The organism is Mycobacterium sp. AMU20-3851 (assembly GCF_043974665.1).
Taxonomy (GTDB): domain Bacteria; phylum Actinomycetota; class Actinomycetes; order Mycobacteriales; family Mycobacteriaceae; genus Mycobacterium.
The window spans coordinates 945,687-971,803 of the sequence record NZ_CP146371.1; the positions used below are offsets into that span (position 1 = coordinate 945,687).

The following is a 26,117-nucleotide window of genomic DNA, read 5'->3' on the forward strand; positions in this document are numbered from 1 at the left end:
GGCACGCCTATTTGGGGATCGATCGGCCGTTGTGGACAAATCCACCTGGTCGAGTGGCCATTTGCGACACGTGTTTCGTGAAAAAGCGTGCCACAAGTGGCCGTTCGGCCAACAGGGCAGTCAGGCGCTGGCCTCGGTGCGGCCCGCCGCGGTGACGTATTCGACGAACGAACCGATCTCGGCGACGGCCCGCGCCGCGTCCGGGCTCAGGTCGAAATACAGCTGGAACATGTGCATCGTCTTGTCCCACACCTGAACCCATACCGGCACGCCGTCGGCTGAGAGCTGATCGGCCAGCACGAAGGTGTCGTTACGCAGCATCTCGTGGGTACCGACCTGCAGCAGGAACGGGCCCAGTCCGGTCATGTTCGTCTCGGCGGGCATCACCGGCACCGGCCGGGTGCCGTTCACGGTCGCGAACACGTCGTAGATGAACTTCACCGTCGAGGCCGGGAACAGCACGTCGAAATGTTCCTTGATGGCCTGATACTTGATCTCCATATCGGCAGAGGTCAACGCGGACAACAACACCTGGCCGGCCGGCACCGGCAGCCCGGCGTCGCGGGCGGCGATCGCGGTGTCGGCGGCGATCAGTCCGCCCGCCGAATCCCCGGCGAACACGATCTGCTCGGGCGGCACCCCGCTGGCCATCACGAACCGGTAGGCCTCCAGGCCGTCGGCCACCGCCTCCTCGATGGTGGCGTGCGGGGCGAGTCGATAGCCCACGTTGAAGACCCGGGAACCCGACGCCGCGGACAACTTGGAGGCGAACCGCCGGTAGGTGTTCAGGCCGAGCGTCACCAGCGCCGAGCCGTGGAAGTAGATGATCACCCGGTCCGCGTCCTGACAACCGGGGGCGACGACCCATTCGGCCGGGCAGTCCGGTAACCGGGTGGGTGTGACGACCGTGCCACGCAGCGGACGCAGTATCCGCATCGGCGCATCGATGACATCCAGGCGGGCGCGCTGCAGCGTCGCGGGCGTGATCCGGTTGATCACCAGACCGAGCACGGTGAGCACGCCGAGCACCGGTCGGATGAAGAGCGCCGAGAACACGTTCAGCAACCGGGTCTGCCACGCCGCCGGGCCGAACTGCACCGTTGTGGGCCGATCTCGCCATTCGAGCAAATTCACGATACCCAGGGTACTGGGTAATTGGTCGGGTATCCGCGGGCCCATCGGTCAGGTGGGCAAGCTCATACTCGACAGCCGTCGTAGCGTGGACCTCGTGACGTCACCCAACGATCTGCCCCGCACCCTCGGCGAGCTCCGTTCCTCGGGCCATCAGGAGCGCAGCATCAAGCAGGAAATCCGGGAGAACCTGCTCGACAAGCTCGCTTCGGGGGAGGCGGACGGTACCGAGATCTGGCCCGGTCTGTTCGGCTTCGAGGACACCGTGCTGCCCCAGGTGGAGCGCGCATTGATCGCGGGCCACGACTTCGTGCTGCTCGGCGAGCGCGGCCAGGGCAAGACCCGACTGCTGCGGTCGCTGATCGGGCTGCTCGACGAGTGGACCCCGGTCATCGAGGGCTCCGAACTGCACGAGCACCCCTACAGCCCGATCACCCCGGAGTCGATCCGCCGGGCCGCCACCTCGGGTGACGACCTGCCCATCGGCTGGATACACCGCAGCGAGCGCTACAACGAGAAGCTCGCCACCCCGGACACCAGCGTGGCCGACCTGGTCGGCGACATCGACCCCATCAAGGTCGCCGAAGGGCGCAGCCTCGGGGACCCGGAGACCATCGCGTACGGACTGATCCCGCGCTCGCACCGCGGCATCGTGGCCGTCAACGAACTGCCCGACCTCGCCGAGCGCATCCAGGTCGCGATGCTCAACGTGATGGAGGAACGCGACATCCAGGTGCGTGGCTACACGCTGCGACTGCCGCTGGACGTGCTCGTGGTGGCCAGTGCCAACCCCGAGGACTACACCAACCGCGGCCGCATCATCACCCCGCTCAAGGACCGGTTCGGCGCCGAGATCCGTACCCACTACCCGCTCGAACTCGATGCCGAGGTCGGCGTCATCGCGCAGGAGGCGCACCTGTCCGCCGAGGTGCCCGAGTACCTGCTGGCCGTCATCGCCCGGTTCGCCCGCGGTCTACGCGAATCCACCGCGGTGGATCAGCGGTCCGGTGTCTCGGCCCGCTTCGCCATCGCCGCCGCCGAGACCGTGGCCGCCTCGGCCCGGCACCGCGGTGCCGTTCTCGGCGAGCAGGATCCGGTGGCCCGGGTGGTCGACCTCGGCACCGTGATCGACGTGCTGCGCGGCAAGCTGGAGTTCGAATCCGGTGAGGAAGGTCGCGAACAGGCCGTCATGGAGCATCTGCTGCGTCGGGCCACCGCCGAGACCGCGTCCCGGGCGCTGGGTGGTGTCGACGTCGGCCCGCTGGTGGCCGCCGTGGAATCCGGATCCCCGGTCACCACGGGGGAGCGGGTGTCGGCCAAGGACGTGCTGGCCGCACTGCCCGATCTGCCGGTGCTCGACGAGATCGCCGAACGCCTCGGCGCACAGACCGAGGGGCAGCGGGCCGCGGCCGTCGAGCTGGCCCTGGAGGGCCTGTATCTGGCCAAACGCATCGACAAGCAATCCGACGAGGGCGAAACCGTCTATGGCTAAACACCTCTCCAGGTACTCGCGCTACACCGGCGGGCCGGACCCACTGGCCCCGCCGGTGGATCTGCGCGAGGCGCTGGACGCGATCGGCGAGGACGTCATGTCCGGTGCCTCCCCGCGCCGGGCCCTGCAGGAGTTGATGCGCCGCGGCACCGAGAACATGCCGGGCGCCGACCGGCTCGCCGCCGAGGCCAACCGCCGCCGCCGGGAACTGTTGCAGCGCAACAACCTCGACGGCACCTTGGCCGAGGTGAAGAAGCTGCTCGACGAGGCCGTGCTGGCCGAGCGCAAGGAACTGGCCCGTGCGCTCGACGACGACGCCCGCTTCGGCGAGATGCAGATGGAGGCGCTCTCGCCTTCCCCGGCCAAGGCGGTACAGGAACTCGCCGAATATGACTGGCGCTCACCGGAAGCCCGGCAGAAGTACGAGCAGATCAAGGATCTGCTCGGCCGGGAAATGCTCGACCAACGCTTCGCCGGGATGAAGGAGGCGCTGCAGAACGCCACCGACGAGGACCGGCAAGCCATCAACAAGATGCTCGACGACCTCAACGACCTGTTGGAGAAGCACAACAACGGGACCGACACCGACGAGGACTTCGAAAAGTTCATGGCCGAACACGGCCAGTACTTCCCGGAGAACCCGCGCAACGTCGACGAGTTGATGGACTCGCTGGCCAAACGCGCCGCCGCGGCCCAGCGGTTCCGCAACAGCCTGTCCGAATCGCAACGCGCGGAGCTGGATTCGTTGGCCCAACAGGCCTTCGGGTCCCCGTCGTTGATGAACGCCCTGAACCGGCTGGACGCCAACCTGCAGGCGGCTCGGCCCGGTGAGGACTGGGGTGGCTCCGAGGAATTCAGCGGTGACGATCCGCTGGGAATGGGACAGGGCACCCAGGCACTGGCCGACATCAGCGAGCTGGAGCAGCTGGCCGAGCAGCTCTCGCAAAGCTATTCGGGCGCCAGCATGGACGACGTCGACCTGGACATGCTGGCCCGCCAGCTCGGCGAGGAGGCCGCGGTCAATGCCCGCACCCTCGCCGAACTGGAACGCGCACTGACCAGTCAGGGCTTCCTGGACCGTGGCTCGGACGGCAAATGGCGACTCTCACCCAAGGCGATGCGTCAGCTCGGCCAGACCGCGCTGCGCGATGTGGCGCGCCAACTGTCGGGGCGGCACGGTGAACGGGAGACGCGGCGGGCCGGCGCGGCCGGGGAACTCACCGGCGCCACCCGGCCCTGGGCATTCGGCGACACCGAACCGTGGAACGTCACCAGAACGCTGACGAACGCTGTGCTGCGGCAAGCCGGTGCCCCGTCCGATTGCCCGCTGCGCATCAGCGTCGAGGATGTGGAGATCTCCGAGACCGAGACCCGCACCCAGTCGGCCGTCGCGCTCCTGGTGGACACCAGCTTCTCCATGGTGATGGAGAACCGCTGGCTGCCGATGAAGCGGACCGCGCTGGCGCTCAACCATCTGGTGAGCACCCGTTTCCGTTCCGACGACCTGGAGATCATCGCCTTCGGCCGGCACGCCCGGACCGTCACCGCGGCCGAACTGACCGCGCTGGAGGGGGTGCGCGATCAGGGGACCAACCTGCACCACGCGCTGGCACTGGCGGCCCGGCATCTGCGCCGCCATCCCAACGCGCAGCCGGTCGTGTTGATCGTCACCGACGGCGAACCGACCGCGCACCTGGAGGACTTCGGGGACGGGGCCGAGGCGTTCTTCTACTATCCGCCGCATCCGCGCACCATCGCGCTGACGGTGAAGGGGTTCGACGATCTGGCCGCGCTCGGCGCGCAGCTCACCATCTTCCGGCTGGGCAGCGACCCGGGACTGGCCCGGTTCATCGATCAGGTCGCTCGCCGCGAGGGGGGCCGGGTGGTCGTGCCGGATCTGGACGGGCTGGGCGCGGCCGTCGTCGGCGACTACCTGCGAGCGCGTCGCCGGTAGCCGGTTTCAGCAAATAATTAGTTGGACTTGCGTTTCTTGCGCTTGACGCCCACGCTGCCCCACAGCGAGAACCCGCGGACGGTCACGCACGGTGCCCCCGGCGTGCCCTGCTCGCTGACATGGTCGAACGAACCCATCACGCCGTGTCCCCGGATCGCCACGTTGACCTCCGGCGGGACCAGGATGGTCTGGCCGCCGAAGATCGAGATGGACCGGATGTCCACCTCCGGGGAGGTGAAATCGGCGTACCGCAGATCGATCACGCCGCCGCCGAACAGCGCGAAGGCCGTCAGCCGCTTCGGGACGTTCCAGCGTCCGCGCCGTTCGAAACCGCTGAGTATGGCCAGCAGCACCGTCGACGGCGCCGGTGTGCGCGGCCCCGAACTCGTGGTGGCGGCGAAATCCGGCAGATCGACCGACAGCCGTGCCAGGTCACCGTGGGTGGTGGCGGCGTAGGCCTTGGCCAGGCGCTGCTCGTACTCGTCGGTGGTGAGCCGGCCTTGGGCGGCAGCGTCGGTCAGCAGCTGGGCCACCTGGATGCGCTCGGCGTCGCCGGCACGCGTCGAGTCGTTCTGCGAGGACGAAGTGCTCATCTTCGTCCTCGGTTCTTCGAACAGGCGCTCATCAGGGACGAGCCTACGTCGCACACCGGTATATGCAAGCTCGCCTCACGAACTGGCAAACCCGCAGCGCGGACTCACGCCCAATCCGGACGGCGTTTCTGCAGGAAGGCCAGCATGCCCTCGCGGGCTTCGGCGGACCCGAACAGCTCGGCGGACTGCGCGGTCAGCTGCTCGGCGCGGGCATCGAAACCGGCCAGGATCGACGCGGTGGTCAGCGCCTTGGACGCGGCCAGCCCCTGCGGGGAGGCCTTGGCGATATCGGCGGTGAGCCCTTCCACCGCGGCCTCGACGTCCTCGGTGGCGATGCTCACCAGCCCGATCTCGGCGGCCCGCTCGGCGCCGAACTTCTCCCCGGTGAGGAAGTAGCGCCCCGCGGCGCGAGCCGTCATCTTGGGCAACAACGTCAGCGAGATGATCGACGGGGCGACGCCGATGCGGGCCTCGGTGAGCGCGAACGTGCTCGCCCGCCCCGCCACCGCGATATCGCACGCCCCGATCAACCCCATGCCGCCGGCCCGGACGTGTCCGTCGACCGCGGCGATGACGGGGATCGGCGCGGTGAGGATCGCCCGCAACAGCCGGGTCATCTCCCGGGCCCGGTCGACCGCGATGTCGCCGGGCTCCCGGCCGGCCGCCTCACTCAGATCCGCTCCCGCGCAGAACGTCGGGCCGGTGTGCCCGAGCACCACGACCCGCGCCCCGGCCGCGACGGCCTCGTCGAGACCGCGGTGCAGCTGTTCGACCAGGGCGGTGGACAGCGCATTGTGGTTGTGCGGGGAATCCAGTGTCAGCCGGGCGACCCGGCCCTCGACCCGGTAGCCGACGAGTGCGGTCATCAGTACGACCGGGGCAGGCCCAGCGAGGTCTGCGCGACGAAGTTCAGGATCATCTCCCGGCTGACCGGGGCGATGCGGGCCAACCGGGACGCCGTCACCGCGGCGGCGATGCCGTACTCGGAGGTCAGGCCGTTGCCGCCCAGGGACTGGACGGCCTGGTCGACCGCGCGCACCGAGGCTTCCCCGGCGGCGTACTTGGCCATGTTCGCCGCCTCGGCGGCCCCGAAGTCGTCCCCGCTGTCGTAGAGGGCGGCGGCCTTCTGCATCATCAGCTTTGCGAGCTCGATCTCGATGTGGTTCTGCGCCAACGGATGTGCCAGACCTTGGTGCGACCCGATCGGGACCTTCCAGACCTGGCGGGTCTTGACGTACTCGACCGCCTTGTCGATGGCGAACCGGCCCATGCCGACCGCGCTGGCCGCGCCCATGATCCGCTCCGGGTTGAGCCCGGCGAACAGCTGCGCGATCGCCGCATCCTCGGACCCGACCAGGGCGTCGGCGGGTACCCGGACGTCGTCGAGGAACACCTGGAACTGGGATTCCGGGCTGAGGATCTCCATGTCGATCTTGGTCCAGCTCAGACCCGGTGTGTCGGTCGGCAGCACGAACAGCGCCGGCTTCAGGTTGCCGGTCTTGTGGTCCTCGGTGCGGCCGACCACCAGCACGGCCTGGGCCTGGTCGACGCCCGAGATGAAAGTCTTCTGGCCCTTGATGATCCAGTCGCTGCCGTCCCGGCGCGCGGTGGTGGTGATGCGGTGGGAGTTGGAGCCGGCGTCGGGTTCGGTGATGGCGAAGGCCATGGTGATCGACCCGTCGGCGATCCCGGTGACCCAACGCTTCTTCTGTTCGTCGGTGCCGAACTTGCTGATGATGGTGCCGTTGATGGCGGGGGAGACCACCATCATCAGCAGCGGACAACCGCCCGCCGACATCTCCTCCATGACCAGCGACAGCTCATACATGCCCGCCCCGCCGCCGCCGTACTCCTCGGGAAGATTGACCCCGATGAAGCCGAGTTTTCCTGCCTCCGACCACAGTTCGTCGGTGTGGGCACCGGCCCGGGCCTTCTCCAGGTAGTAGTCTTGGCCGTAATTGGCCGCCATGGCCGCGACGGCCTTGCGCAGCGCCTGCTGCTCTTCGGTCTCGATGAAGCCGGTCATGATTGATCTCCTTGCGTACTGTCGATTCGGGCCAGGATGGTGCCGACCTCGACCTGTTGGCCGGCCTGCACGTTGAGTTCGGCGAGCACACCGTCGCCCGGCGCGGAGATGGTGTGCTCCATCTTCATCGCCTCCAACCAGATCAGCGGCTGCCCGGCGGTGACGGTGTCGCCGGCGGCGGCGCCGACCCGCACCACCGCACCCGGCATCGGGGCGAGCAGGGAACCGTGCGCCAGAGCCGAATCCGGGGCGGGGAAACGCGGCCGGCAGGTCAGCCGGACCGGCCCGAGCGGGGAGTCCACGAACACCTCGTCTGCGTAGCGGGCCACCTCGAACGTCTGCTCGGTACCGTCGATTGACAGCACCACCCGGGTGGCGGTGGCCGACCGGACGGTGACGTTGCCGGTATCGGGAAGTTCCACCCCGGTCCGGTCGAACCGGTAGCGAACCGTCAGTTCGGCGCCGGAGGCGTCCAGGTAGCCGCGGGACTGGTATCCGGCGGGGAGGTTGCGCCATCCGCTGGGTGCGGGGCCGAAAGCGGTTGCGGTGCTGTGGTTGTGCGCGGCGTCGGCGAGGGTGGCGGCCAGCGCCGACAACTCCGTGGCGTCCGGCGGGCCCGCAGCGAGTTCGGCGAGCCCGTGGGTGTCGAAGAACGCGGTGTCGGTGTCCCCGGCCAGGAACGCCGGGTGTCGCAGCACGTTGACCAGCAGGTGCCGGTTGGTGCCGACACCGTGGATGTGGGCGCGGGCCAGCGCGTCGGCCAGCACCGCCGCCGCCCGCTCCCGGGTTGGCGCGAAGGAGATGACCTTGGCCAGCATCGGGTCGTAGAACACCGAGATCTGCGACCCGTCGACGATGCCCGAATCCAGCCGGATGCCGGTCTGCCCGAGCGTGCCGAACTCGGCGCGCACGCCCGGCACGCGGAACCGGTGCACGGCACCGGCCTGCGGCTGCCAGTCCCTGGCCGGGTCCTCGGCGTAGAGGCGGGCCTCGATGGAATGCCCGGTGGCCGCAGGTGGTTGCGGCCCGAGCGGGAGGCCCTCGGCGATGTCGATCTGCAGCGCGACGAGGTCGAGTCCGGTGGTCTCCTCCGTGACCGGGTGCTCGACCTGCAGTCTGGTGTTCATCTCTAGGAAGAAGAACTCGCCTTCCCGGTCCGGTGCGGCGTCGGCCATGAACTCGACCGTGCCCGCGCCGGTGTAGCCGATCGCCGAGGTGGCCAACCGGGCCGCCTCGAACAGCTTGTCGCGCATCCCCGGGATGCGCTGCACCAGTGGGGACGGGGCCTCCTCGATGACCTTCTGATGTCGGCGCTGGATGGAGCATTCGCGTTCACCGACCGCCCACACCGTGCCGTGCCGATCGGCCATCACCTGTACCTCGATGTGGTGGCCGCCGGCCAGATAGCGCTCGCAGAACACTGTCGGGTCGCCGAAGGCGGACTGTGCTTCCCGTTGCGCCGCCGCCACTTCGGCGGGCAGTGCCGCCAGGTCGCGCACCACCCGCATACCGCGTCCGCCCCCACCGGCGGATGCCTTGATCAGCACCGGCAGGTCCTCGGCGGTCACCGCGTCCGGGTCCAGTTCGGCCAGCACCGGGACACCGGCGGCGGCCATCAGCTTCTTGGCCTCGATCTTGGAGCCCATCGACTGCACGGCGGGCACCGGTGGGCCGATCCAGACCAGCCCCGCCTCGGCCACCGCCGCCGCGAAATCGGCGTTTTCGGACAGGAATCCGTATCCCGGGTGGATGGCGTCGGCACCGGCGCTGCGGGCCGCGTCGATGAGTTGACCCGCGTCGAGGTAGCCGCCCCGGTCGCGCAGCCGGACCCGGATATCGGCCTCGGCGACATGCGGGGACCCGGCGTCGGGGTCGGTGTACACCGCGACGGTGCCGATGCCGAGGCGCCGGCAGGTGGCGAATACCCGGCGGGCGATCTCGCCGCGGTTGGCGACCAGAATCTTATGAATCATCGCTGTGCTCTCTGCTCTTCGCACGGGCGCTCATCGCAACCCCTACATCCGGAAGACGCCGAAGTTCGACGTCCCCTCGATCGGTCCACTGGCGATGGCGGACAGGCACATTCCCAGCACGGTGCGGGTGTCCCGCGGGTCGATGACCCCGTCGTCGTAGAGCCGGCCGGACAGGAACATCGGCAGCGACTCGGCCTCGATCTGCGCCTCGACCGCGGCGCGCAGCGCGGCATCCGCGGCCTCGTCGACCTGCTGGCCGCGCGCCTGTGCGGCGGCCCGGCTGACGATCGAGAGCACGCCGGCGAGTTGGGTACCGCCCATCACCGCCGATTTCGAACTGGGCCAGGCGAACAGGAACCGGGGATCATAGGCGCGCCCGCACATCCCGTAGTGCCCGGCCCCGTAGGAGGCGCCGATCAGCAGCGAGATGTGCGGCACCGTCGAATTGGAGACGGCGTTGATCATCATCGACCCGTGTTTGATCATGCCGCCCTCCTCGTACGCCTTGCCCACCATGTAACCGGTGGTGTTGTGCAGGAACAGCAACGGGGTGTTCGCGCGGTTGGCCAGCTGGATGAACTGGGTGGCCTTCTGGGCCTCCTCGGAGAACAGCACCCCCCGGGCATTGGCCAGGATGCCGACCGGATAGCCGTACAGGGTGGCCCACCCGGTGACCAGGGAGGAACCATAGAGCGGTTTGAACTCGTCGAAGTCCGAGCCGTCCACCACCCGGGCGATGACGTCGCGCGGGTCGAACGGGATGCGCAGATCGGCGCCGACGATGCCGAGCAGTTCCTCCGCGTCGTAGGCAGGCTCGTCGACGGGCGCCGGGACCGGCCCCTGCTTGCGCCAGTTCAGCCGCGCGACGATGCGCCGCCCGATCCGGATGGCGTCGAGTTCGTCGTCGGCCAGGTAGTCACCCAATCCCGATGTCCGGGCGTGCATCTCGGCACCACCGAGGGATTCGTCATCGGACTCCTCGCCGGTGGCCATCTTGACCAGCGGAGGCCCGGCGAGGAACACCTTGGAGCGGTCCCGGATCATCACGACGTGATCGGACATGCCGGGCACATAGGCGCCGCCGGCGGTGGAGTTGCCGAAGACCAGTGCGACGGTGGGGATCCCGGCCGCCGACAGCCGGGTCAGGTCGCGGAACATCTGCCCGCCCGGGATGAAGATCTCCTTCTGGGTGGGCAGGTCGGCACCACCGGATTCGACCAGCGACAGTACCGGCAGGCGGTTCTCGAAGGCGATCTGGTTGGCCCGCAGGATCTTCTTCAGCGTCCACGGGTTACTGGTGCCGCCCTTGACGGTGGGATCGTTGGCGACGATGACGCACTCGACACCCTCGACCGCGCCGATGCCGGTGACCACGCTGGCACCCACGGTGAAATCGCTGCCCCAGGCGGCCAGCGGACTCAGCTCCAGGAACGGGGAGTCCGGGTCCAGCAACAGCTCGACGCGCTCCCGCGCCGTCAGCTTGCCCCGGGCGTGATGGCGCTGGACGTATTTGGTGCCGCCGCCGGCCAGCGCCTTGGCGTGCTCGGCGGCGAGTTCGTCGAGCTTGGTGGCCATCGCCGCCGCGGCCTCGGTGAAACCTGCGGAGGCCGGGTCCAGGGTGGAACGCAGGCGTGTCATCGGGCCGTCTCCGTTCGCGAGCGTGAATCCTCTGCGACCTTCCGTCCGAATTCCCGCACAGGATTCACGCTCGGTGAGAAGTGGGTCATTGGAACCCCATCGTCTTGGCGGCCAGCGAGGTGAGGATCTCGGTGGTGCCACCGCCGATGCCGAGGATGCGCATGTCCCGGTACTGCCGTTCCACTTCGGATTCGGCCATATAGCCCATCCCGCCGAACAATTGGACGGCCTGGTTGGCCACCCATTCGCCGGCCTCGACGGCGGTGTTCTTGGCGAAGCAGACCTCGGCGATCAGGTTCGTCTCACCGGCCATCTCGCGCTCCACCAGTCGGTGCGTGTACACCCGGGCCACATCGATGCGGCGGGCCATTTCGGCCAGGGTGTTCTGCACGGCCTGCCGGGAGATCAACGGGCGGCCGAAGGTCTCCCGGTCCCGGCACCACTGCACGGTGAGGTCCAGGCAGCGTTGGGCGCTGGCATAGGCCTGCGCCGCCAAGCCCACCCGTTCGGCGACGAACGCACCGGCGATCTGGGCGAAGCCGCTGTTCTGCGCGCCGACCAGGTTGGCGGCCGGGACGCGGACATCGGTATAGGACAGTTCGGCGGTATCGCTTGAGCGCCAACCCATCTTGTCCAGTTTGCGGCTCACCTGGAAGCCGGCGGAGTTCTTGTCCACCACCAGCAGTGAGACCCCGGCCGCCCCCGGCCCGCCGGTGCGTACCGCGGTCACCACGTAATCGGCGCGCACCCCGGAAGTGATGTAGGTCTTCGCGCCGTTGACGATGAACTCGTCCCCGTCGGGGACCGCCCTGGTGGTGAGGTGCCCGACGTCCGAGCCGCCGCCGGGTTCGGTGATGGCCAGCGCGCCGATCAGTTCACCGCGCAGTGTCGGCCGCACATAGCGCTCGATCAGTTGCTCGTCACCCGAGGCGATCATGTGCGGGACGGAGATGCCACAGGTGAACAGCGAGGCGAAGGTCCCGCCCGGCACCCCGGCCTGATGCAGTTCCTCGCAGATGATCACCGCGTCGGCGGCGTCACCGCCGCCCCCGCCGACCGGCTCCGGGTATGCGGCGCCCAGCAAACCCGCGGCCCCGGCCTTGGCGTGCAACTCCCGCGGGATCTCGCCGGCCCGCTCCCAGTCCTGTGCGTAGGGCAGGATCTCGCGTTCGGCGAACGCCCGCACCGTCTTTCGCAGGTCGTCACGTTCGGGGGCATGCCAGAGGCTCGTCCTCATCGCTCGGCTCTCCCCCGCTCGTGCCTCGCTGCGATCCTCATGTGGGTTCGCCTTCGCATCACAACAGCCTTTCCGGAATATCGATTTGTCGGGACCGCAGCCATTCGCCGAGCCCCTTGGCCTGCGGGTCGAACCGGGCCTGATAGGCCACGCCCTGCCCGAGGATGTCGTCGATGACGAAGTTGACGGCCCGCAGGTTCGGCAGCAGATGACGGGTCACCGGCAGCCCGGCGGTCTCGGGCAGCAGTTCGCGCAGCTTGTCGACCGTCAAAGTGTGTGCGAGCCAGGCGTACTGGTCATCGCGTCGGACCCACACCCCGACGTTCGCCGATCCGCCCTTGTCCCCGCTGCGGGCACCGGCGATACGGCCCAGCGGAACCCGCACGGTTGCGCCGGCCTGAGCCGGTGCGGCCGGCGGTGTTGCTTCGACCGGCTCGACGACCAGTGTCTCGGGGCACGAGGCGATGTCCACGCGGGTGCCGTCGGCGTGTACCGCCACGTGGCCGACGTCGCCGGCGTCGACGTATCCCGGCGTGAACACCCCGTAGACCTGTCCCTCACCGGGCGGTGCGGTGGAGGTGAAGCCGGGATAGCTGGCCAGCGCGAGCTCGACCGCGGCCGAGGAGAACTGCCGGCCGACCACGGCCGGGTCCGGGTCGCGGACCACGCAGTGCAACAGGGCGCTGGCGGTCTCCTCGGTAGCGGCGTCGGCGTGATCGGTGCGCGCCAGCGTCCACACCAGTTCGGCCGGGCGCACCGGCAGATGTGATTCCAGCTGACTGCGCACCAACGCGGCCTTGGCCTCGATGTCCAACCCGGTCAGCACGAACGACGTTGCGTTGCGGAAGCCGCCGATGCTGTTGAGCGAGACCTTCAGCGTCGGCGGGGGCGCCTCACCGCGGACGCCGCGGACCGCGACCCGGTCCGGTCCCTCCGCGGACACCGAGACCGAGTCCAGTCGCAGGGTGACATCTGGATTGGGGTAGCGGACGCCGGCGATCTCGTAGAGCAACTGGGCGGTGACGGTGTCGGTGCTGACCAATCCACCGGTGCCGGCGTGCTTGGTGATCACCGAGGACCCGTCGGCCGCGATCTCGGCGATCGGGAAGCCGGCGTGGTCGAGGTCGGGAATCTCGGTGAAGAACGAGAAGTTGCCGCCGGTGGCCTGGGCACCGCACTCGATGATGTGGCCCGCCGCGACGGCACCGGCCAGCGCATCGAAGTCGGTCGGCGTCCAGCCGAAGTGCGCGGCGGCCGGCCCGACGGTCACCGAGGCGTCGGTGACCCGGCCGGTGACGACGACGTCGGCGCCGGAGGCCAGGCAGTCGACGATGCCCCAGGCGCCCAGGTAGGCATTGGCCGCGAGCAGAGCGGTTGGGAGCCCGAGTTCGTCGGCCCGTGCGATGAGATCGTCGCCCTCGACATGGGCGACGTTCACCGCCAGCCCGAGCCGTTCGGCGAGCGCGCGGACGGCGGCCGCCAGCGCGGCGGGGTTGAGGCCCCCGGCGTTGGCGACGATCCGCACACCCTTGTCCAGGGCGGTACCCAGGCAATCCTCCAGCTGGCGCAGGAAGGTCTTGGCGTAGCCGAGGTCGGGGTTGCGGGCCCGGTCGCGTGCCAGGATGAGCATGGTGAGTTCGGCCAGGTAGTCGCCGGTGAGGTAGTCGAGCTCGCCGCCGTCGAGCATCTCGCGCATGGCGCTGATGCGGTCACCGTAGAACCCCGAGCAGTTGCCGATCCGCACTGCCACCGCCGTCACCCGAACTCCCCTCACACCGCGACCAACCGGTAGGTAGATTAGCCGGTACCGACGGTATCGAGTCAAGGGTCGACGGCGCATTTTGGAGGCTACGCAGCTGTCGGGCTATTCTGTTGGGTAATTGCCGCCGCCCATCGCGAATCGGGTGTGCGCATCTATGCCACCAGCAGTACTCAAGAGGAGACCTCGAACATGGCTGTGCCCAAGCGCCGGATGTCGCGCTCGAACACCCGTAGCCGCCGCGCGCAGTGGAAGGCCGAGGCCACCGGCCTGGTCAACGTCACTGTTGCAGGTGCTCAGCGCAAGGTGCCGCGTCGCCTCCTCAAGGCCGCTCGCCTCGGCCTGGTCGACCTCGACCGCAAGTAGCCGCCCCGTCGGCCGTGCGGCCCGACTCTCAGGTCTGTCTCAGATAGAGGTATGACACTGTGGCTGTGCGCATTCTTGTCGTTGACGACGATCGCGCGGTGCGCGAATCCCTGCGCCGGTCGCTTTCATTCAATGGATACTCCGTCGAGCTCGCTCAAGACGGTGTCGAGGCCCTCGAGGCCATCTCCGCTGATCGACCGGACGCGCTTGTCCTGGACGTGATGATGCCGAGGCTCGACGGCCTCGAAGTGTGTCGTCACCTCCGCAGCACCGGCGACGATTTGCCGATCCTGGTGCTCACCGCACGGGACTCGGTGTCCGAGCGGGTGGCCGGCCTGGACGCGGGCGCCGATGACTATCTGCCCAAGCCGTTCGCGCTGGAAGAACTGTTGGCCCGGATGCGGGCGCTGCTGCGGCGGCGCGCCACGCCCGACGAGCCGGCCGAGTCGCGGGCGTTGACGTTCTCGGACCTGAGCCTGGACCCGGTGACGCGCGAGGTGTCGCGCGGGGACCGGCAGATCAGCCTGACCCGCACCGAGTTCTCGCTGCTGGAAATGCTCATCGCCAACCCCCGCCGGGTGCTCACCCGGAGTCGCATCCTGGAAGAGGTATGGGGGTTCGACTTCCCGACCTCGGGTAATGCGCTGGAGGTCTACGTCGGCTACCTGCGCCGCAAGACCGAGGCCGAGGGCGAGCCGCGGCTCATCCACACCGTGCGCGGGGTGGGGTATGTGCTGCGTGAAACACCGCCCTGATGCCGTTGTTCGCGAAGTTGTTCAAGAGTCCGGCGAAGCTGTCGCTGCGGTCCGATAGCCACCGGCGCTACACCCGCAATGTCAGTGCGGTCTCGCTGCGCTGGCGGGTGATGCTGCTGGCGATGTCGATGGTCGCGATGGTCGTGGTGCTGATGGCCGTCGCCGTCTACGCCGTCGTCTCCCGATCGGTGTACGACGACATCGACACCCAGTTACACAGCCGGGCACAGCTGCTCATCGAGAGCGGGTCGCTGTCCGCGGACCCGGGCAAGGCCATCGAGGGCACCGCCTACTCCGATGTCAACGCGATGCTGGTCAGCCCGGGCCGCTTCGTCTACACCGCCAACCAGCAGGGCCAGACGCTGCCGCTAGGCACGCCCGAGAAGGCCGTCGTGCAGGGTGAACTGCTGATGTCGCTGCGTACCGTCAACAACCAGCGGGTGCTGGCCGTGCACCTGGCCGACGGCAACTCGTTGCTCATCTCCAAGAGCCTGGCGCCCACCCTGGCGCTGTTGAACCGGCTGGGCACCGTGCTGGCCATCGTCGGCGCCTCCGGGATGGCGGTGGCCGCGATCTCCGGCGGTATGGTCGCCCGCGCCGGGTTGCGTCCGGTGGCCCGGCTGACCCAGGCCGCCGAACGCGTGGCCCGCACCGACGATCTGCACCCCATCCCGGTGGTAGGAACCGACGAGCTCGCGCGGCTCACAGATGCCTTCAACATGATGCTGCGCGCTCTGGCCGAGTCCCGGGAACGCCAGGCCCGGCTGGTCACCGACGCCGGGCACGAACTGCGCACCCCGCTCACCTCGCTGCGCACCAATGTCGAGCTGTTGATGGCCGCGATGGCTCCCGGTGCCAAGCGGCTGCCCGAGGGTGAGATGGCGGAGTTGCAGGCCGACGTGATTGCTCAAATCGAGGAATTGTCCACGTTGGTGGGCGATCTGGTGGACCTGACCCGCGACGACGCCGGAGTGGTGATCCGGGAGAAGGTCGACCTGTCCGACGTGGTGGATCGGGCACTGGAGCGAGTTCGCCGCCGCCGCAACGATATCGACTTCGATGCCGAGCTGATCGACTGGCAGGTCGACGGCGATATGGCCGGACTCTCGCGCGCGGTGCTCAACGTGCTCGACAACGCCGCGAAGTGGAGCCCGCCCGGGGCGAGTGTGCTGGTGCGACTGCGGCAACGCGATGCGCTGCACGCCGAACTGGTGATCTCCGATCACGGCCCGGGCATCCCGCCGCATGAGCGCGAGCTCGTCTTCGAGCGTTTCTACCGTTCGACGTCGGCGCGGGCGATGCCCGGTTCGGGGTTGGGCCTGGCGATCGTGAAACAGGTCGTCCTCAAACACGGTGGGACGCTTCAGATCGAGGATGCCGTGCCCGGCGGTGACCCGGCGGGCACCTCGGTGCGCATCGTGTTGCCGGGCCGGCGGATGCTGCCGGAGAGCGCCGCGGTGACGGCGCCGTTCGCCGGGTCCACCGGTGTTTACCCGACACGCGCCGACAAATCGATGGACGGTACGTCGGCCGGCGCAGACAATAGATAACGTCTCACCGGGGGAACGGCGTGCGGAAAGCTCAGGAGATCCTGGGCGGCCATACACCTATTCTCTAAGTGGATTCTCAGCCCGACTCGGCACTGTATGACTGTCCGATGCGTTGAACAGATAACTGAAACCGCTGAAAGAAAGAGCGCCGAGCAACATGACCAACGACCCGAGGTACACCCAGCCTCCGGCCCAGCCCGGCTACCGCAGCAGTGAGCCGACCTATGGGACGGCCTACGACTCGGGGACGGGCTACACATCCCCTCGCGACGCCTATCAGCAGTCCTACCAGCAGCAGTCCTACGACTGGCGCTACGCCCAGCAACCGCAGGGCCAGCAGCCGCGTCCCCAGTACGATCCGTACCGGCCGACCGGTACGGCCTCGCCGAGGCCGCAGAAGCGTTCGCGGACAGGCGCTTTGGTGGCCGGCGCGGTGGCGATCGCGGTCGTGTCGGCCGGTATCGGCGGCGGGGTCGCGGTGTTGGCGCAGCCCGATGAACCGTCCACCAGCTTCTCCAGCAGCAGCGGCGCCACCCCCGGCATGCCGGCCGCCAGCCTGCCGGTCGGTTCGGTGGAGCAGGTCGCGGCGAAGGTGGTGCCCAGTGTCGTCAAGCTGGAAACCAACCTCGGCCGGGCCTCGGAGGAGGGCTCCGGTGTCATCCTGTCCAGCGATGGCCTGATCCTCACCAACAACCATGTGATCGCCACCGAAGGCGCCCCGGGCGGCCGCCCGCAGACCAAGGTGACCTTCGCCGACGGCCGGACCGCGCCGTTCAAGGTGGTCGGCACCGACCCCAGCAGCGACATCGCGGTCGTCAAGGCCGAGGGAGTGTCGGACCTGACGCCCATCGCGCTCGGCTCGTCGGCCGACCTGCGCGTCGGACAGGACGTCGTCGCCATCGGGTCGCCGCTGGGGTTGGAGGGCACCGTCACCGTCGGCATCGTCAGCGCGCTGAACCGTCCGGTCGCCGCGGGCGGCGACAGCCGCAACCAGAACACCGTGCTGGACGCCATCCAGACCGATGCCGCGATCAACCCCGGCAACTCCGGTGGCGCGCTGGTGAACATGAACGGTGAGCTGGTCGGGATCAACTCCGCCATCGCCACCCTCGGTGGGGAATCCGGGGCTTCCCAGAGTGGCTCGATCGGCCTGGGCTTCGCCATCCCGGTCGACCAGGCCAAGCGGATCGCCGATGAACTGGTGCAGAACGGCAGCGCCTCGCACGCCTCGCTGGGGGTGCAGGTGGGCAACGACGCCTCGGTGGACGGCGCGAAGATCGTCGAGGTCACCGAGGGTGGTGCGGCCGCCGCGGCCGGCCTGCCCAGCGGTGTGGTGGTGACCAAGGTCGACGGCCGGGTCATCAACAGTGCGGACGCCCTGGTGGCCGCGGTGCGCTCCAAGGCGCCCGGCACCAAGGTGACGCTGACCTTCGAGGGATCCCGCGGCGCCGAGACGCTGGACGTCACCCTGGGCAAGGCCCAGCAATGACCCGCGGACTGGATCTGACCTTGCCTGGGTCGTTGGTATCGGCCGGATATACGGTGGCAGGCATGGAACAACCTGGGGAGCTGGTCGGGCGGGCGCTCGTGGTGGTCGTGGACGACCGGACGGCACACGGAGAAGAGGACCACAGCGGACCGCTGGTCACCGAGCTGCTCACGGAGAGCGGATTCGTGGTGGACGGCGTGGTGGTGGTCGCCGCGGACGAGGTGGAGATCCGCAATGCGCTGAACACCGCCGTGATCGGCGGCGTCGACCTGGTGATCTCGGTCGGCGGCACGGGGGTCAGCCCTCGCGACGTCACGCCGGAGGCCACCGTCGAACTGCTCGACCGTGAGCTGCTGGGCATCTCGGAGGCCCTGCGCGCCTCGGGGCTGTCGGCCGGCATCGTCGACGCCGGGGTCTCGCGCGGGCTGGCCGGCATCTCCGGCAGCACACTCGTGGTGAACATCGCCGGCTCCCGCGCCGCGGTCCGGGACGGGATGGCCACGCTCAACCCGCTGGCCGCCCAGGTGATCGGGCAGCTGTCCAGCCTGGATATCTGAGGCTCTTAAAAATGCGCGTTCGAACGGCAATCATGCAGGTCTACGCACCCTTTTCGGCCGCTGAAGGTTACGCGCAGGTGAACGGTAATCCCACGTTTGTTGTGACCTTGGTCACACGAGGGGGTGTCGGGTGACGGGGTCGGAGCGGGCCTCCAAGGATGCAGTTAACGCCATCTTCGGGGAGGAATTGCCCCGCACCACGCGTGACGAACGCCACCCGGAGTCCCCCGGGGAACGTTTCGATCGTGAGGAGTGGCTTCGGGAGAACGTTCCGCCGCACCACGGCTGAGCAGTAGTTTCACGTTGATCGGCTGGAATCTCGGTGATTCCAGCCGATCTTCTTGTTTGCTCCGCCGTGCGAGGCAAAGAACGTGCCGCTAAGTTGTCGCGCTGCTCACGGCGGCTGCGATACCTGCGTATGGCCGGTCCAGCAAACGGTTGGCGGGCCCCGACGGATGTCTGGGCGACGGGCCCTTCGCGTTGCCGGGTTGGTGCCCCACCGTTATGTTCCTCCTGTCAACGATGAGCAAATCGTAAGAGCAACATGTGGAGTTTCTAATTCGCATCACATGGGGATCTTGCGAGGTGTGAAGTCTCGGTAGGGCCGGGATCCGCATCACCAACAACACGGTTGACAGCACACCAACCGTCGGCACAGCTAGGGAGATCATGAAGGTAATCAGTCGGGTGCTAATCGCGATGATCGCGGCCATCGCGTCGCTGTTCGTGAGCACGGGCACCTCGAACGCGGGTCTGGACAACGAGCTGAGCCTCGTGGACGGCAAGGACCGGACTCTGACCATTCAGCAGTGGGACACCTTCCTCAATGGTGTGTTCCCGCTGGACCGCAACCGCCTGACCCGCGAGTGGTTCCACTCCGGCAAGGCCAAGTACATCGTGTCGGGTCCGGGCGCTGAGGACTTCGAAGGTGTGCTGGAGCTGGGTTACCAGGTTGGTTTCCCGTGGTCGCTGGGTGTCGGCATCAACTTCAGCTACACGACCCCCAACATCGCCTTCGACGGCCAGGACTACGGCTACGTGGGCCCCGGCGGCATCGACTTCGACGTCATCCCCGCCATCGTGACCCCGCCGCTGTTCCCCGGCGCCTCGATCAGCGCTGACCTGGGCAACGGCCCCGGCATCCAGGAAGTCGCCACCTTCTCGGCCGACGTGGCCGGCGCCGAAGGTGCAGTCGCGGTCTCCAACGCTCACGGCACCGTGACCGGTGCGGCCGGTGGCGTGCTGCTGCGCCCCTACGCCCGCCTGATCGCCGCAGAGGGTGACAGCGTCACCACCTACGGCGAGCCCTGGAACATGAACTGATCGTTCGCTCCTAACCCGACGTGACCGTGTGGTCCGCGCTCCGGCAGGCGGACCGCACGGTGACGGGTGGGACTCCACTAGCAGGGAAGGAATGGGCAATGGCCCTAACGAAGAAGCTCGCAGTTCTCGGGTTCGGATCGTTCGCAGGTGCCACGCTGCTGGCTGGTCTGGGTAGCGCCACCGCTGCTGCCGAGGTCGAAGAATCGGCCCCGGCGCCCTACGTCACCAGCCGTCAGGCCATCCTGATCGATGACAATGCGCTGCGCGTCGCCGATTATGGCCAGGCTCGCGGATTCCTGGACACTCGCAGCGCGGACGCCGGTGTGGTGCACGCCCAGGGTGAGGGTGTGCACGTCGACACCATCAAGGCCGTGCCGGGTACCAAGGCTGCGCCGTTCAACCTGGAATCCAACGGTGCCTTCGTCTTCAGCCCGCCCATCGGCGACTGGTGACCCAGGTTCTGTAGACGTTCCACGCGAACGCCCGGCCGGAGAGATCCGGCCGGGCGTTTTGCTGTTCCGACGAGGTATCGCTTCCCGGCGGCAATACTCGCGTTACTATCGGGACACCAGACGTCCACGCTGGACGTCACTTGTGAAGGTGGTGCACATGGCTTCAACCGCGAAGCTCGCAGTTCTCGGCCTCGGCTCCTTCGCGGCAGCGACCGTGCTGGCCGGACTGGGTAGCGCCACCGCTGCTGCCGAGGTCGAAGAATCGGCCCCGACGCCGTACGTCACCAGCCGTCAGGCCATCCTGATCGACGACAACGCGCTGCGGGTCGCCGACTACGGCGAGGCGCGCGGATTCCTGGACACCCGCAACGCGGAGTCCGGTGTGGTGCACGCCCAGGGCGAGGGTGTGCATGTCGACACGATCAAGGCCGTGCCGGGCACCAAGGCTGCGCCGTTCAACTTGGATTCCAACGGTGCCTTCGTCTTCAGCCCGCCCATCGGCGACTGGTGATCTGAGATCTCACGAAAAACGCCCGGCTGGATCACCAGCCGGGCGTTCTTCGTGAGTATGCCGCTCAGGCGTCCGGATCGACGCGCTGTTCGGCCGACGGACCCGGGCGCGAGGCCAGCAGGTCGCGGATCTCGGTGAGCAGCACCACCTCCGCCTCGACGGTCTCCTCTTCCTTCTTCCGGAACTTGCTGTACGGGAGCACGACCAGGAAGTACACGACGGCGGCGACGAGCACGAAGTTGATGGTCGCCGACAGCAGGACGTTCAGATCGATGGTCTGATCCCCGCCGATCGGAATGCGCAGGATGCCGTAGTCGGACTCGCCGCCGGCGCCGATGCGGTCGATCAGCGGTTGGATGATGCTGTCGGTGAAGTTGGTGACGAGCGCGGTGAACGCGGTACCGATGACCACCGCGACCGACAGGTCGACGATGTTGCCGCGCAACAGGAACTCTTTGAAACCTTTGATCATGCGGGGACCCTTCCAGCAAGTCAGGTGGCCACCATTCGGTAGCCATTAAACGCAAATACCCTAGCTGAGTGCTCGGATGCGGTCGGTCAGTGAAATGTGACTGTGATCTGCCTGGTCAGTGCCGCGCCGGCCACCGCGTTCGCGGCATGGCGGGGCAGCGCCACGAGCACCACCCGCTCGGAGGCTCCCGCCGGGCCGGTGGACGCGGCCGAGACCAGCGCGACGATCGCTTCGGTCGCGATCACCTCGGGTGGGGAGTCCAGGCCCGCCTGGGTGCTGCCGGCGGCGAGGACGTCGACGACATCACCGGGACGGACCAGGTCGACCAGCGCGTCGTCGGCCAGGTGCAGCGGCACGATGCGCGCGTCCGGACCCGCGCTGGCCACCGTCAGCCGTGACCCGAGCAGGCGCACATCGGTGATCACCTCGCCGCGCCGCGTCGGGCCGGCCAGGGTGGCTCCGAGGGTGTCCTCGATGTCGCGCGATGCGCCGTCGGGAATCGTTGCCGCCAAACGTGATTCGAGACCGACGTCGGATTCGGTGAGCGCGGTGCCGGGGGAGAGGTCACGCAGCGCGACGACCACGTCGTGGCGTTGCCCGGCCGGGTCGGGGCGCAGGGCCGCGACGGCAGCCAGGACGACGAGCAGCCCGGCCGCGGTGCGGCGTGCAGCAACCGTGCGTGACCAGTCCGGACGCGCGGCGCGGCGCAACCGCGACAGCAGCGACGGATTCAGCGATTCCCCCACCGGGGCAACCCTAGGCCGATCGGCGCGCCAAGGGCAGATGCCGATCGGTCACCTGTGGATAAGTCCGCTAGCTGGACGCGGCGGCGGCCGGAGCGGAACTCGACGCGGAGCTCGAGGAGTTCGACGACGATGCGGTCGAGGTGCTGCTCGAGGAGTCCGAGGAGCCCGAGGACGAGCTCTCACTGGTCTTCGAGGAGCCGGCCAGGCTGCTCGACGACGAGGAGTCGCGGCTGTCGTTGCGGTAGAAGCCGCTGCCCTTGAACACCACTCCCACCGAGCCGAACAACTTGCGCAGCCGTCCACTGCACTTGGGGCAAGTGGTCAGCGCATCGTCGCTGAACGCCTGGACCTCGTCGAACCGATTGTCACATTCGGTACACGCGTAGGAATAGGTAGGCACGAAAACCTCCGAGACTGTCAAACCTTCTAGCACTCTAGCGGCTCAAGTGCCAGAACCGCTACGTGGGTCAGATCATTCCCGCGATCCGAGCGCCACCAGACCACGTCCGGGGGTGAGGGCATGGGTCATCGGTACGTCGTGCGGTTCGGCCGGGAGTTCGTCGACCAGTTCCTCGTCCCGCACGACCGCGATCAGACGAGCGGACGGGGCGGCCAGCGGTAGCGCCCGGTCGTAGAAACCGGCGCCGCGGCCCAGCCGCGCGCCTCGGTGGTCCACCGCCAGCGCGGGCACCAGGATCACCGACGCCTCGGCGATGGATTCCGGCGGCAGCCAGGGCGGCGGGGGTTCGCGCAGTCCGAACGGTGCGACCACCAGCGCGCCGGACCGGTATTCGGCCCACTGCATCGGCAACCCGGTACGCGCGATCGGCACGAGCACCCGAACCCCGGTCAAAGCCTCCAACAACGGCACCGAATCACCCGGCGCGGCACCCGGTTCGGACCCCACCGGGATGTAGCCGCACACGGTGCCCACATCGGCGGTAAGTTCGATTATTTGCGTTTGCAGAGACTGGGTTTCGGCTGCCCGCTCGGCGGCCGGGACCGCCCGCCGAGCCGCGAGAATCCTCTTTCTGAGCGCGGGTTTCGTCAGGATTACCACCTTTGCGCCGACACCCTTCGCCTCAACCATGAATGGGCATTAGTGTGTCAACGATGACACAGGCACAGGTACCGATTCCGAGGACCGCCGTGGTCCCCGCGGCCGGTCTGGGGACCCGTTTCCTTCCGGCGACCAAGACGGTTCCGAAGGAACTTCTGCCCGTGGTGGACACCCCCGGAATCGAGTTGGTGGCCGCCGAGGCCGCCGAGGCGGGCGGCGAGCGGTTGATCATCGTCACCTCCGAAGGCAAGGACGGCGTCGTCGCGCACTTCGTCGAGGACCTCATTCTCGAAGGCACCCTGGAGGCTCGCGGCAAGCACGTGATGCTGGAGAAGGTGCGCCGCGCGCCCGCCCTGATCAAGGTCGAGGCCGTGGTCCAGGCCGAGCCGTTGGGTCTGGGGCACGCCGTCGGTTGCGTCGAGGAGAAGCTCCTGCCCGACGAGGACGCCATCGCGGTGCTGCTGCCCGACGATCTGGTGCTGCCGACCGGCGTCCTGGAGACCATGTCGAAGGTGCGCGCCAAACGCGGCGGGTCGGTGTTGTGCGCCATCGAGGTGCCCGGCGACGAGATCAGCGCCTACGGCGTCTTCGACGTCGAGGTGGTTCCCGACGCGGCCAATCCCAATGTTCTGAAGGTCAAGGGCATGGTGGAGAAGCCCAAGGCCGAGGACGCCCCGTCGCCGTATGCGGCCGCCGGCCGGTACGTGCTCGACCGGGCCATTTTCGATGCGTTGCGCCGGGTCGACCGGGGTGTCGGCGGCGAGATCCAGCTCACCGATGCCATCGCGCTGCTGATCGAGGAGGGCCACCCGGTGCATGTGGTCGTGCACCGCGGCTCCCGACACGACTTGGGAAATCCCGGCGGCTACCTCAAGGCTGCGGTTGACTTTGCTCTGGAACGCGACGACTACGGGCCCGAATTGCGGCGATGGTTGGTCGAGCGATTGGGCCTGGCCGAGAATTAACGACAGCACGGCGGGTCTTGGACAGGAGAAAGGCATGCGGTGCGTTCGGTTGAGGAGCAGCAGGCTCGAGTAGCGGCCGCTGCGGTGGCTCCCCGTCCGGTACGGGTGGCGATCGCCGAATCCCAGGGCTTGATGTGCGCCGAAGAGGTGGTCACCGAGCGTCCCCTGCCCGGCTTCGACCAGGCGGCGATCGACGGCTACGCGGTGCGCAGTGTCGACGTGCTCGCGGTGGGCGGAACCGATGACGACGGGCTGCATCGTGAGGTGAGCCTGCCGGTCGTGGGCGAGATCGAGGCCGGTGCGCGCACGCCCAGTCGGCTGCAGCCGCGGCAGGCGGCACGTGTGCAGACCGGGGCGCCGATGCCGACCCTGGCCGATGCGGTGCTGCCGCTGCGCTGGACCGACGGCGGGCAGTCCCGGGTCCGGGTGCTGCGTGGGGTGCGCTCGGGCGCGTATGTCCGGCGCACCGGTGACGATGTTCAGCCCGGTGACGTCGCGGTGCGCGCCGGCACCATCATCGGCGCCGCCCAGGTGGGCCTGCTGGCGGCGGTGGGCCGGGACAAGGTGATGGTCCACCCGCGGCCGCGGATGACGGTCATCTCGGTGGGTGGTGAGCTCGTCGACGTCACCCGCACACCCGGCAACGGGCAGGTCTACGACGTCAACTCCTATGCGCTGGCCGCGGCCGGCCGCGATGCCGGAGCGGAGGTGAACCGGGTCGGCATCGTCGACACCGACCCGGCGAAGCTGCGCGAGGTCGTCGAGGGACAGATCAGCCGTTCGGAGGTCGTGGTGATCGCCGGGGCGGTCGGCGGTGCCGCCGCCGAGGCGGTGCGTGGGGTGCTCGCCGAGCTCGGTGAGATGGAGGTGGTGCGCATCGCCATGCACCCCGGGTCGGTGCAGGGTTTCGGCCAGCTCGGTCGGGACGGGGTGCCGGTGTTCCTGCTGCCCGCCAACCCGGTGAGCGCCCTCGTGGTGTTCGAGGTGATGGTGCGGCCGCTGATCCGGATGTCGCTGGGCAAGCGTCAGCCGATGCGCCGGGTCATCGAGGCCCGCACGCTGGCCCCGATCACCTCGGTGGCCGGCCGCAAGGGTTTCCTGCGTGGTCAGCTGATGCGCGACCAGGACTCCGGCGAGTATCTGGTGCAGGCGCTCGGCGGCGCACCCGGAGCCTCGTCGCACCTGCTGGCCACCCTGGCCGAGGCCAACTGCCTGGTCATCGTGCCCAGTGAGGCCGAACAGATCCGCACCGGCGAGGTCGTCGACGTCGCCTTCCTGGCTCAACGCGGCTGAACCGCGTGAACCGCTGGCGGACCAGTCCGGCGCACCCCGGGTGGCCGGTCCCGGTGGGGCCCATTCGGGTGCCCGGCGGCATGGTGGGGCTGCGGCCGGTACGGCTGCGCGACGGGGCGCAATGGAGCCGGCTCCGCCTCGCCGACCGTGACCACCTGGAACCGTGGGAGCCCAGCTCGGAGGCGACCTGGGAGATGCGGCACGCGCTCTCCTCGTGGCCGACGGTGTGTTCGGGGCTGCGCGGCGAAGCGCGCCGCGGGCGGATGCTGCCGTTGGTCATCGAGGTGGACGGGCAGTTCGCCGGGCAGATCACCATCGGCAACATCACGCACGGCGCGCTGCGCTCGGCGTGGATCGGCTACTGGGTGGCCCGTCAGTTCACCGGGGGTGGGGTGGCCACCGGGGCGCTGGCACTCGGGCTCGACCACGCCTTCGGGCCGGTGATGCTGCACCGGGTCGAGGCCACGGTCCGCCCGGAGAACGCGCCGAGCCGCGCGGTGCTGGCCAGGGCGGGTTTCCGGGAAGAGGGCCTGCTCAAGCGATATCTCGATGTGGACGGTGCGTGGCGGGATCACTTGTTGGTGGCGATCACCGTCGAGGAGGTCCAGGGTTCGGTGGCCGCCGCGCTGGTCCGCTCGGGCCGGGCCAGCTGGACCTGAGTTCCGCGCGCCGTTTTCTGCACCAGGGTCGTATTCGGGGATGATTCGCGACCCTCGAGTAGAAAACGGCGGCATTCGGCACGAGATTTTGTTACACGTGTGACTTATGTGGCTGA

General features: G+C 68.5%; 26 protein-coding genes. 14 read left to right on the forward strand and 12 right to left on the reverse strand.

Features of this window, described 5'->3' with window-relative positions:
• Positions 1–120 precede the first annotated feature (120 nt).
• Positions 121–1,134, reverse strand: a complete 1,014-nt coding sequence (locus V4U86_RS04690; RefSeq protein ID WP_395310124.1) for an alpha/beta hydrolase — start codon at positions 1,132–1,134, stop codon at positions 121–123.
• A 94-nt stretch (positions 1,135–1,228) separates the two neighbouring features.
• Between V4U86_RS04690 and V4U86_RS04695 the strand changes: the two genes are divergently transcribed.
• Together V4U86_RS04695 and V4U86_RS04700 are read left to right on the forward strand one after the other, a co-directional pair.
• Positions 1,229–2,623 carry a sigma 54-interacting transcriptional regulator gene (locus V4U86_RS04695; RefSeq protein ID WP_395310125.1) on the forward strand — a complete coding sequence of 465 codons (1,395 nt, stop codon included), beginning with the start codon at positions 1,229–1,231 and terminating at the stop codon, positions 2,621–2,623.
• Complete coding sequence (locus V4U86_RS04700; RefSeq protein ID WP_395310126.1) at positions 2,616–4,577, forward strand: VWA domain-containing protein; 1,962 nt, start codon at positions 2,616–2,618, stop codon at positions 4,575–4,577. Before V4U86_RS04695 ends, V4U86_RS04700 begins: the two co-directional genes overlap by 8 nt.
• 17 nt (positions 4,578–4,594) lie before the next feature.
• On the opposite strand, the gene V4U86_RS04705 is transcribed toward V4U86_RS04700, so the two are convergent.
• The 7 genes from V4U86_RS04705 to V4U86_RS04735 form a co-directional block, all read right to left on the reverse strand.
• Positions 4,595–5,170, reverse strand: coding sequence for a DUF1707 SHOCT-like domain-containing protein (locus V4U86_RS04705; RefSeq protein ID WP_395310127.1), 576 nt, complete (start codon positions 5,168–5,170; stop codon positions 4,595–4,597).
• A gap of 104 nt (positions 5,171–5,274) precedes the next feature.
• A complete protein-coding gene (locus V4U86_RS04710; protein ID WP_395310128.1) occupies positions 5,275–6,036 on the reverse strand; it encodes an enoyl-CoA hydratase family protein in 762 nt (253 codons plus the stop codon).
• Entirely contained in the window at positions 6,036–7,196 is a 1,161-nt protein-coding gene (locus tag V4U86_RS04715; RefSeq protein ID WP_395310129.1) for an acyl-CoA dehydrogenase family protein, read from the reverse strand. Before V4U86_RS04715 ends, V4U86_RS04710 begins: the two co-directional genes overlap by 1 nt.
• A complete protein-coding gene (locus tag V4U86_RS04720) occupies positions 7,193–9,169 on the reverse strand; it encodes a biotin carboxylase N-terminal domain-containing protein (protein WP_395310130.1) in 1,977 nt (658 codons plus the stop codon). The genes V4U86_RS04715 and V4U86_RS04720 overlap by 4 nt, the downstream gene beginning before the upstream one ends.
• A 42-nt stretch (positions 9,170–9,211) precedes the next feature.
• On the reverse strand, positions 9,212–10,807 hold the full coding sequence (locus V4U86_RS04725) for an acyl-CoA carboxylase subunit beta (protein ID WP_395310131.1): 1,596 nt from the start codon (positions 10,805–10,807) through the stop codon (positions 9,212–9,214).
• An 85-nt stretch (positions 10,808–10,892) separates the two neighbouring features.
• Complete coding sequence (locus V4U86_RS04730; RefSeq protein ID WP_395310132.1) at positions 10,893–12,044, reverse strand: acyl-CoA dehydrogenase family protein; 1,152 nt, start codon at positions 12,042–12,044, stop codon at positions 10,893–10,895.
• Positions 12,045–12,102: 58 nt separating this feature from the next.
• Positions 12,103–13,788 carry an acyclic terpene utilization AtuA family protein gene (locus V4U86_RS04735; RefSeq protein ID WP_395311916.1) on the reverse strand — a complete coding sequence of 562 codons (1,686 nt, stop codon included), beginning with the start codon at positions 13,786–13,788 and terminating at the stop codon, positions 12,103–12,105.
• 207 nt (positions 13,789–13,995) lie between these two features.
• On the opposite strand from V4U86_RS04735, the gene rpmF reads away from it, so the two are divergent.
• The 9 genes from rpmF (at position 13,996) to V4U86_RS04780 (ending at position 20,806) form a co-directional block, all read left to right on the forward strand.
• The gene (rpmF, locus tag V4U86_RS04740) at positions 13,996–14,169 is read left to right on the forward strand and encodes a 50S ribosomal protein L32 (RefSeq protein WP_073858947.1); all 174 of its coding nucleotides are present in this window, start codon (positions 13,996–13,998) and stop codon (positions 14,167–14,169) included.
• A 65-nt stretch (positions 14,170–14,234) separates the two neighbouring features.
• Positions 14,235–14,924, forward strand: a complete 690-nt coding sequence (locus tag V4U86_RS04745; RefSeq protein WP_395310133.1) for a response regulator transcription factor — start codon at positions 14,235–14,237, stop codon at positions 14,922–14,924.
• Positions 14,925–15,034: 110 nt separating this feature from the next.
• A complete protein-coding gene (locus V4U86_RS04750; protein ID WP_395311917.1) occupies positions 15,035–16,474 on the forward strand; it encodes a HAMP domain-containing sensor histidine kinase in 1,440 nt (479 codons plus the stop codon).
• Positions 16,475–16,631: 157 nt separating this feature from the next.
• Positions 16,632–17,963 carry a S1C family serine protease gene (locus V4U86_RS04755; protein ID WP_395310134.1) on the forward strand — a complete coding sequence of 444 codons (1,332 nt, stop codon included), beginning with the start codon at positions 16,632–16,634 and terminating at the stop codon, positions 17,961–17,963.
• Positions 17,960–18,520, forward strand: a complete 561-nt coding sequence (locus V4U86_RS04760) for a MogA/MoaB family molybdenum cofactor biosynthesis protein (RefSeq protein ID WP_395310135.1) — start codon at positions 17,960–17,962, stop codon at positions 18,518–18,520. The genes V4U86_RS04755 and V4U86_RS04760 overlap by 4 nt, the downstream gene beginning before the upstream one ends.
• A gap of 130 nt (positions 18,521–18,650) precedes the next feature.
• On the forward strand, positions 18,651–18,809 hold the full coding sequence (locus V4U86_RS04765) for a hypothetical protein (protein WP_395310136.1): 159 nt from the start codon (positions 18,651–18,653) through the stop codon (positions 18,807–18,809).
• 380 nt (positions 18,810–19,189) lie between these two features.
• Complete coding sequence (locus tag V4U86_RS04770; protein WP_395310137.1) at positions 19,190–19,843, forward strand: MspA family porin; 654 nt, start codon at positions 19,190–19,192, stop codon at positions 19,841–19,843.
• A 98-nt stretch (positions 19,844–19,941) separates the two neighbouring features.
• On the forward strand, positions 19,942–20,295 hold the full coding sequence (locus tag V4U86_RS04775; protein ID WP_395310138.1) for a hypothetical protein: 354 nt from the start codon (positions 19,942–19,944) through the stop codon (positions 20,293–20,295).
• Between the two features lie 157 nt (positions 20,296–20,452).
• Positions 20,453–20,806, forward strand: coding sequence for a hypothetical protein (locus V4U86_RS04780; RefSeq protein WP_395310139.1), 354 nt, complete (start codon positions 20,453–20,455; stop codon positions 20,804–20,806).
• Positions 20,807–20,870: 64 nt separating this feature from the next.
• Here V4U86_RS04780 and mscL read toward each other — a convergent pair whose 3' ends face one another.
• From mscL to V4U86_RS04800, 4 genes are all read right to left on the reverse strand, one after another.
• Positions 20,871–21,278 carry a large-conductance mechanosensitive channel protein MscL gene (mscL, locus tag V4U86_RS04785; protein WP_395310140.1) on the reverse strand — a complete coding sequence of 136 codons (408 nt, stop codon included), beginning with the start codon at positions 21,276–21,278 and terminating at the stop codon, positions 20,871–20,873.
• A gap of 86 nt (positions 21,279–21,364) precedes the next feature.
• Positions 21,365–22,024, reverse strand: a complete 660-nt coding sequence (locus V4U86_RS04790; protein WP_395310141.1) for an SAF domain-containing protein — start codon at positions 22,022–22,024, stop codon at positions 21,365–21,367.
• 67 nt (positions 22,025–22,091) lie between these two features.
• The gene (locus V4U86_RS04795; RefSeq protein ID WP_395310142.1) at positions 22,092–22,424 is read right to left on the reverse strand and encodes an FmdB family zinc ribbon protein; all 333 of its coding nucleotides are present in this window, start codon (positions 22,422–22,424) and stop codon (positions 22,092–22,094) included.
• Positions 22,425–22,496: 72 nt separating this feature from the next.
• Entirely contained in the window at positions 22,497–23,114 is a 618-nt protein-coding gene (locus tag V4U86_RS04800; RefSeq protein WP_395310143.1) for a 5-formyltetrahydrofolate cyclo-ligase, read from the reverse strand.
• Between the two features lie 23 nt (positions 23,115–23,137).
• Here V4U86_RS04800 and V4U86_RS04805 point away from each other — a divergent pair, with 23 nt between their 5' ends.
• Genes V4U86_RS04805 through V4U86_RS04815 form a run of 3 tightly spaced genes read left to right on the forward strand, consistent with a single transcriptional unit; the run spans position 23,138 to position 26,001 of the window.
• Positions 23,138–24,049 (forward strand): UTP--glucose-1-phosphate uridylyltransferase, encoded by a 912-nt coding sequence (locus V4U86_RS04805; protein WP_395310144.1) that lies wholly within the window; start codon positions 23,138–23,140, stop codon positions 24,047–24,049.
• A gap of 39 nt (positions 24,050–24,088) precedes the next feature.
• Positions 24,089–25,342, forward strand: a complete 1,254-nt coding sequence (gene glp, locus V4U86_RS04810) for a molybdotransferase-like divisome protein Glp (protein ID WP_395310145.1) — start codon at positions 24,089–24,091, stop codon at positions 25,340–25,342.
• Positions 25,343–25,347: 5 nt separating this feature from the next.
• Positions 25,348–26,001, forward strand: a complete 654-nt coding sequence (locus tag V4U86_RS04815) for a GNAT family N-acetyltransferase (RefSeq protein WP_395310146.1) — start codon at positions 25,348–25,350, stop codon at positions 25,999–26,001.
• Positions 26,002–26,117: the final 116 nt, after the last annotated feature.

Bases quoted from the DNA above. Each gene is read 5' to 3' on its own strand.
- V4U86_RS04700 (WP_395310126.1), top strand. From the start codon at position 2,616: ATGGCTAAACACCTCTCCAGGTACTCGCGCTACACCGGCGGGCCGGAC.
- V4U86_RS04705 (WP_395310127.1), bottom strand. From the start codon at position 5,170: ATGAGCACTTCGTCCTCGCAGAACGACTCGACGCGTGCCGGCGACGCC.
- V4U86_RS04710 (WP_395310128.1), bottom strand. From the start codon at position 6,036: ATGACCGCACTCGTCGGCTACCGGGTCGAGGGCCGGGTCGCCCGGCTG.
- V4U86_RS04715 (WP_395310129.1), bottom strand. From the start codon at position 7,196: ATGACCGGCTTCATCGAGACCGAAGAGCAGCAGGCGCTGCGCAAGGCC.
- V4U86_RS04720 (WP_395310130.1), bottom strand. From the start codon at position 9,169: ATGATTCATAAGATTCTGGTCGCCAACCGCGGCGAGATCGCCCGCCGG.
- V4U86_RS04725 (WP_395310131.1), bottom strand. From the start codon at position 10,807: ATGACACGCCTGCGTTCCACCCTGGACCCGGCCTCCGCAGGTTTCACC.
- V4U86_RS04730 (WP_395310132.1), bottom strand. From the start codon at position 12,044: ATGAGGACGAGCCTCTGGCATGCCCCCGAACGTGACGACCTGCGAAAG.
- rpmF (WP_073858947.1), top strand. From the start codon at position 13,996: ATGGCTGTGCCCAAGCGCCGGATGTCGCGCTCGAACACCCGTAGCCGC.
- V4U86_RS04750 (WP_395311917.1), top strand. From the start codon at position 15,035: ATGCTGCTGGCGATGTCGATGGTCGCGATGGTCGTGGTGCTGATGGCC.
- V4U86_RS04755 (WP_395310134.1), top strand. From the start codon at position 16,632: ATGACCAACGACCCGAGGTACACCCAGCCTCCGGCCCAGCCCGGCTAC.
- V4U86_RS04760 (WP_395310135.1), top strand. From the start codon at position 17,960: ATGACCCGCGGACTGGATCTGACCTTGCCTGGGTCGTTGGTATCGGCC.
- V4U86_RS04770 (WP_395310137.1), top strand. From the start codon at position 19,190: ATGAAGGTAATCAGTCGGGTGCTAATCGCGATGATCGCGGCCATCGCG.
- V4U86_RS04775 (WP_395310138.1), top strand. From the start codon at position 19,942: ATGGCCCTAACGAAGAAGCTCGCAGTTCTCGGGTTCGGATCGTTCGCA.
- V4U86_RS04780 (WP_395310139.1), top strand. From the start codon at position 20,453: ATGGCTTCAACCGCGAAGCTCGCAGTTCTCGGCCTCGGCTCCTTCGCG.
- mscL (WP_395310140.1), bottom strand. From the start codon at position 21,278: ATGATCAAAGGTTTCAAAGAGTTCCTGTTGCGCGGCAACATCGTCGAC.
- V4U86_RS04800 (WP_395310143.1), bottom strand. From the start codon at position 23,114: ATGGTTGAGGCGAAGGGTGTCGGCGCAAAGGTGGTAATCCTGACGAAA.
- V4U86_RS04805 (WP_395310144.1), top strand. From the start codon at position 23,138: ATGACACAGGCACAGGTACCGATTCCGAGGACCGCCGTGGTCCCCGCG.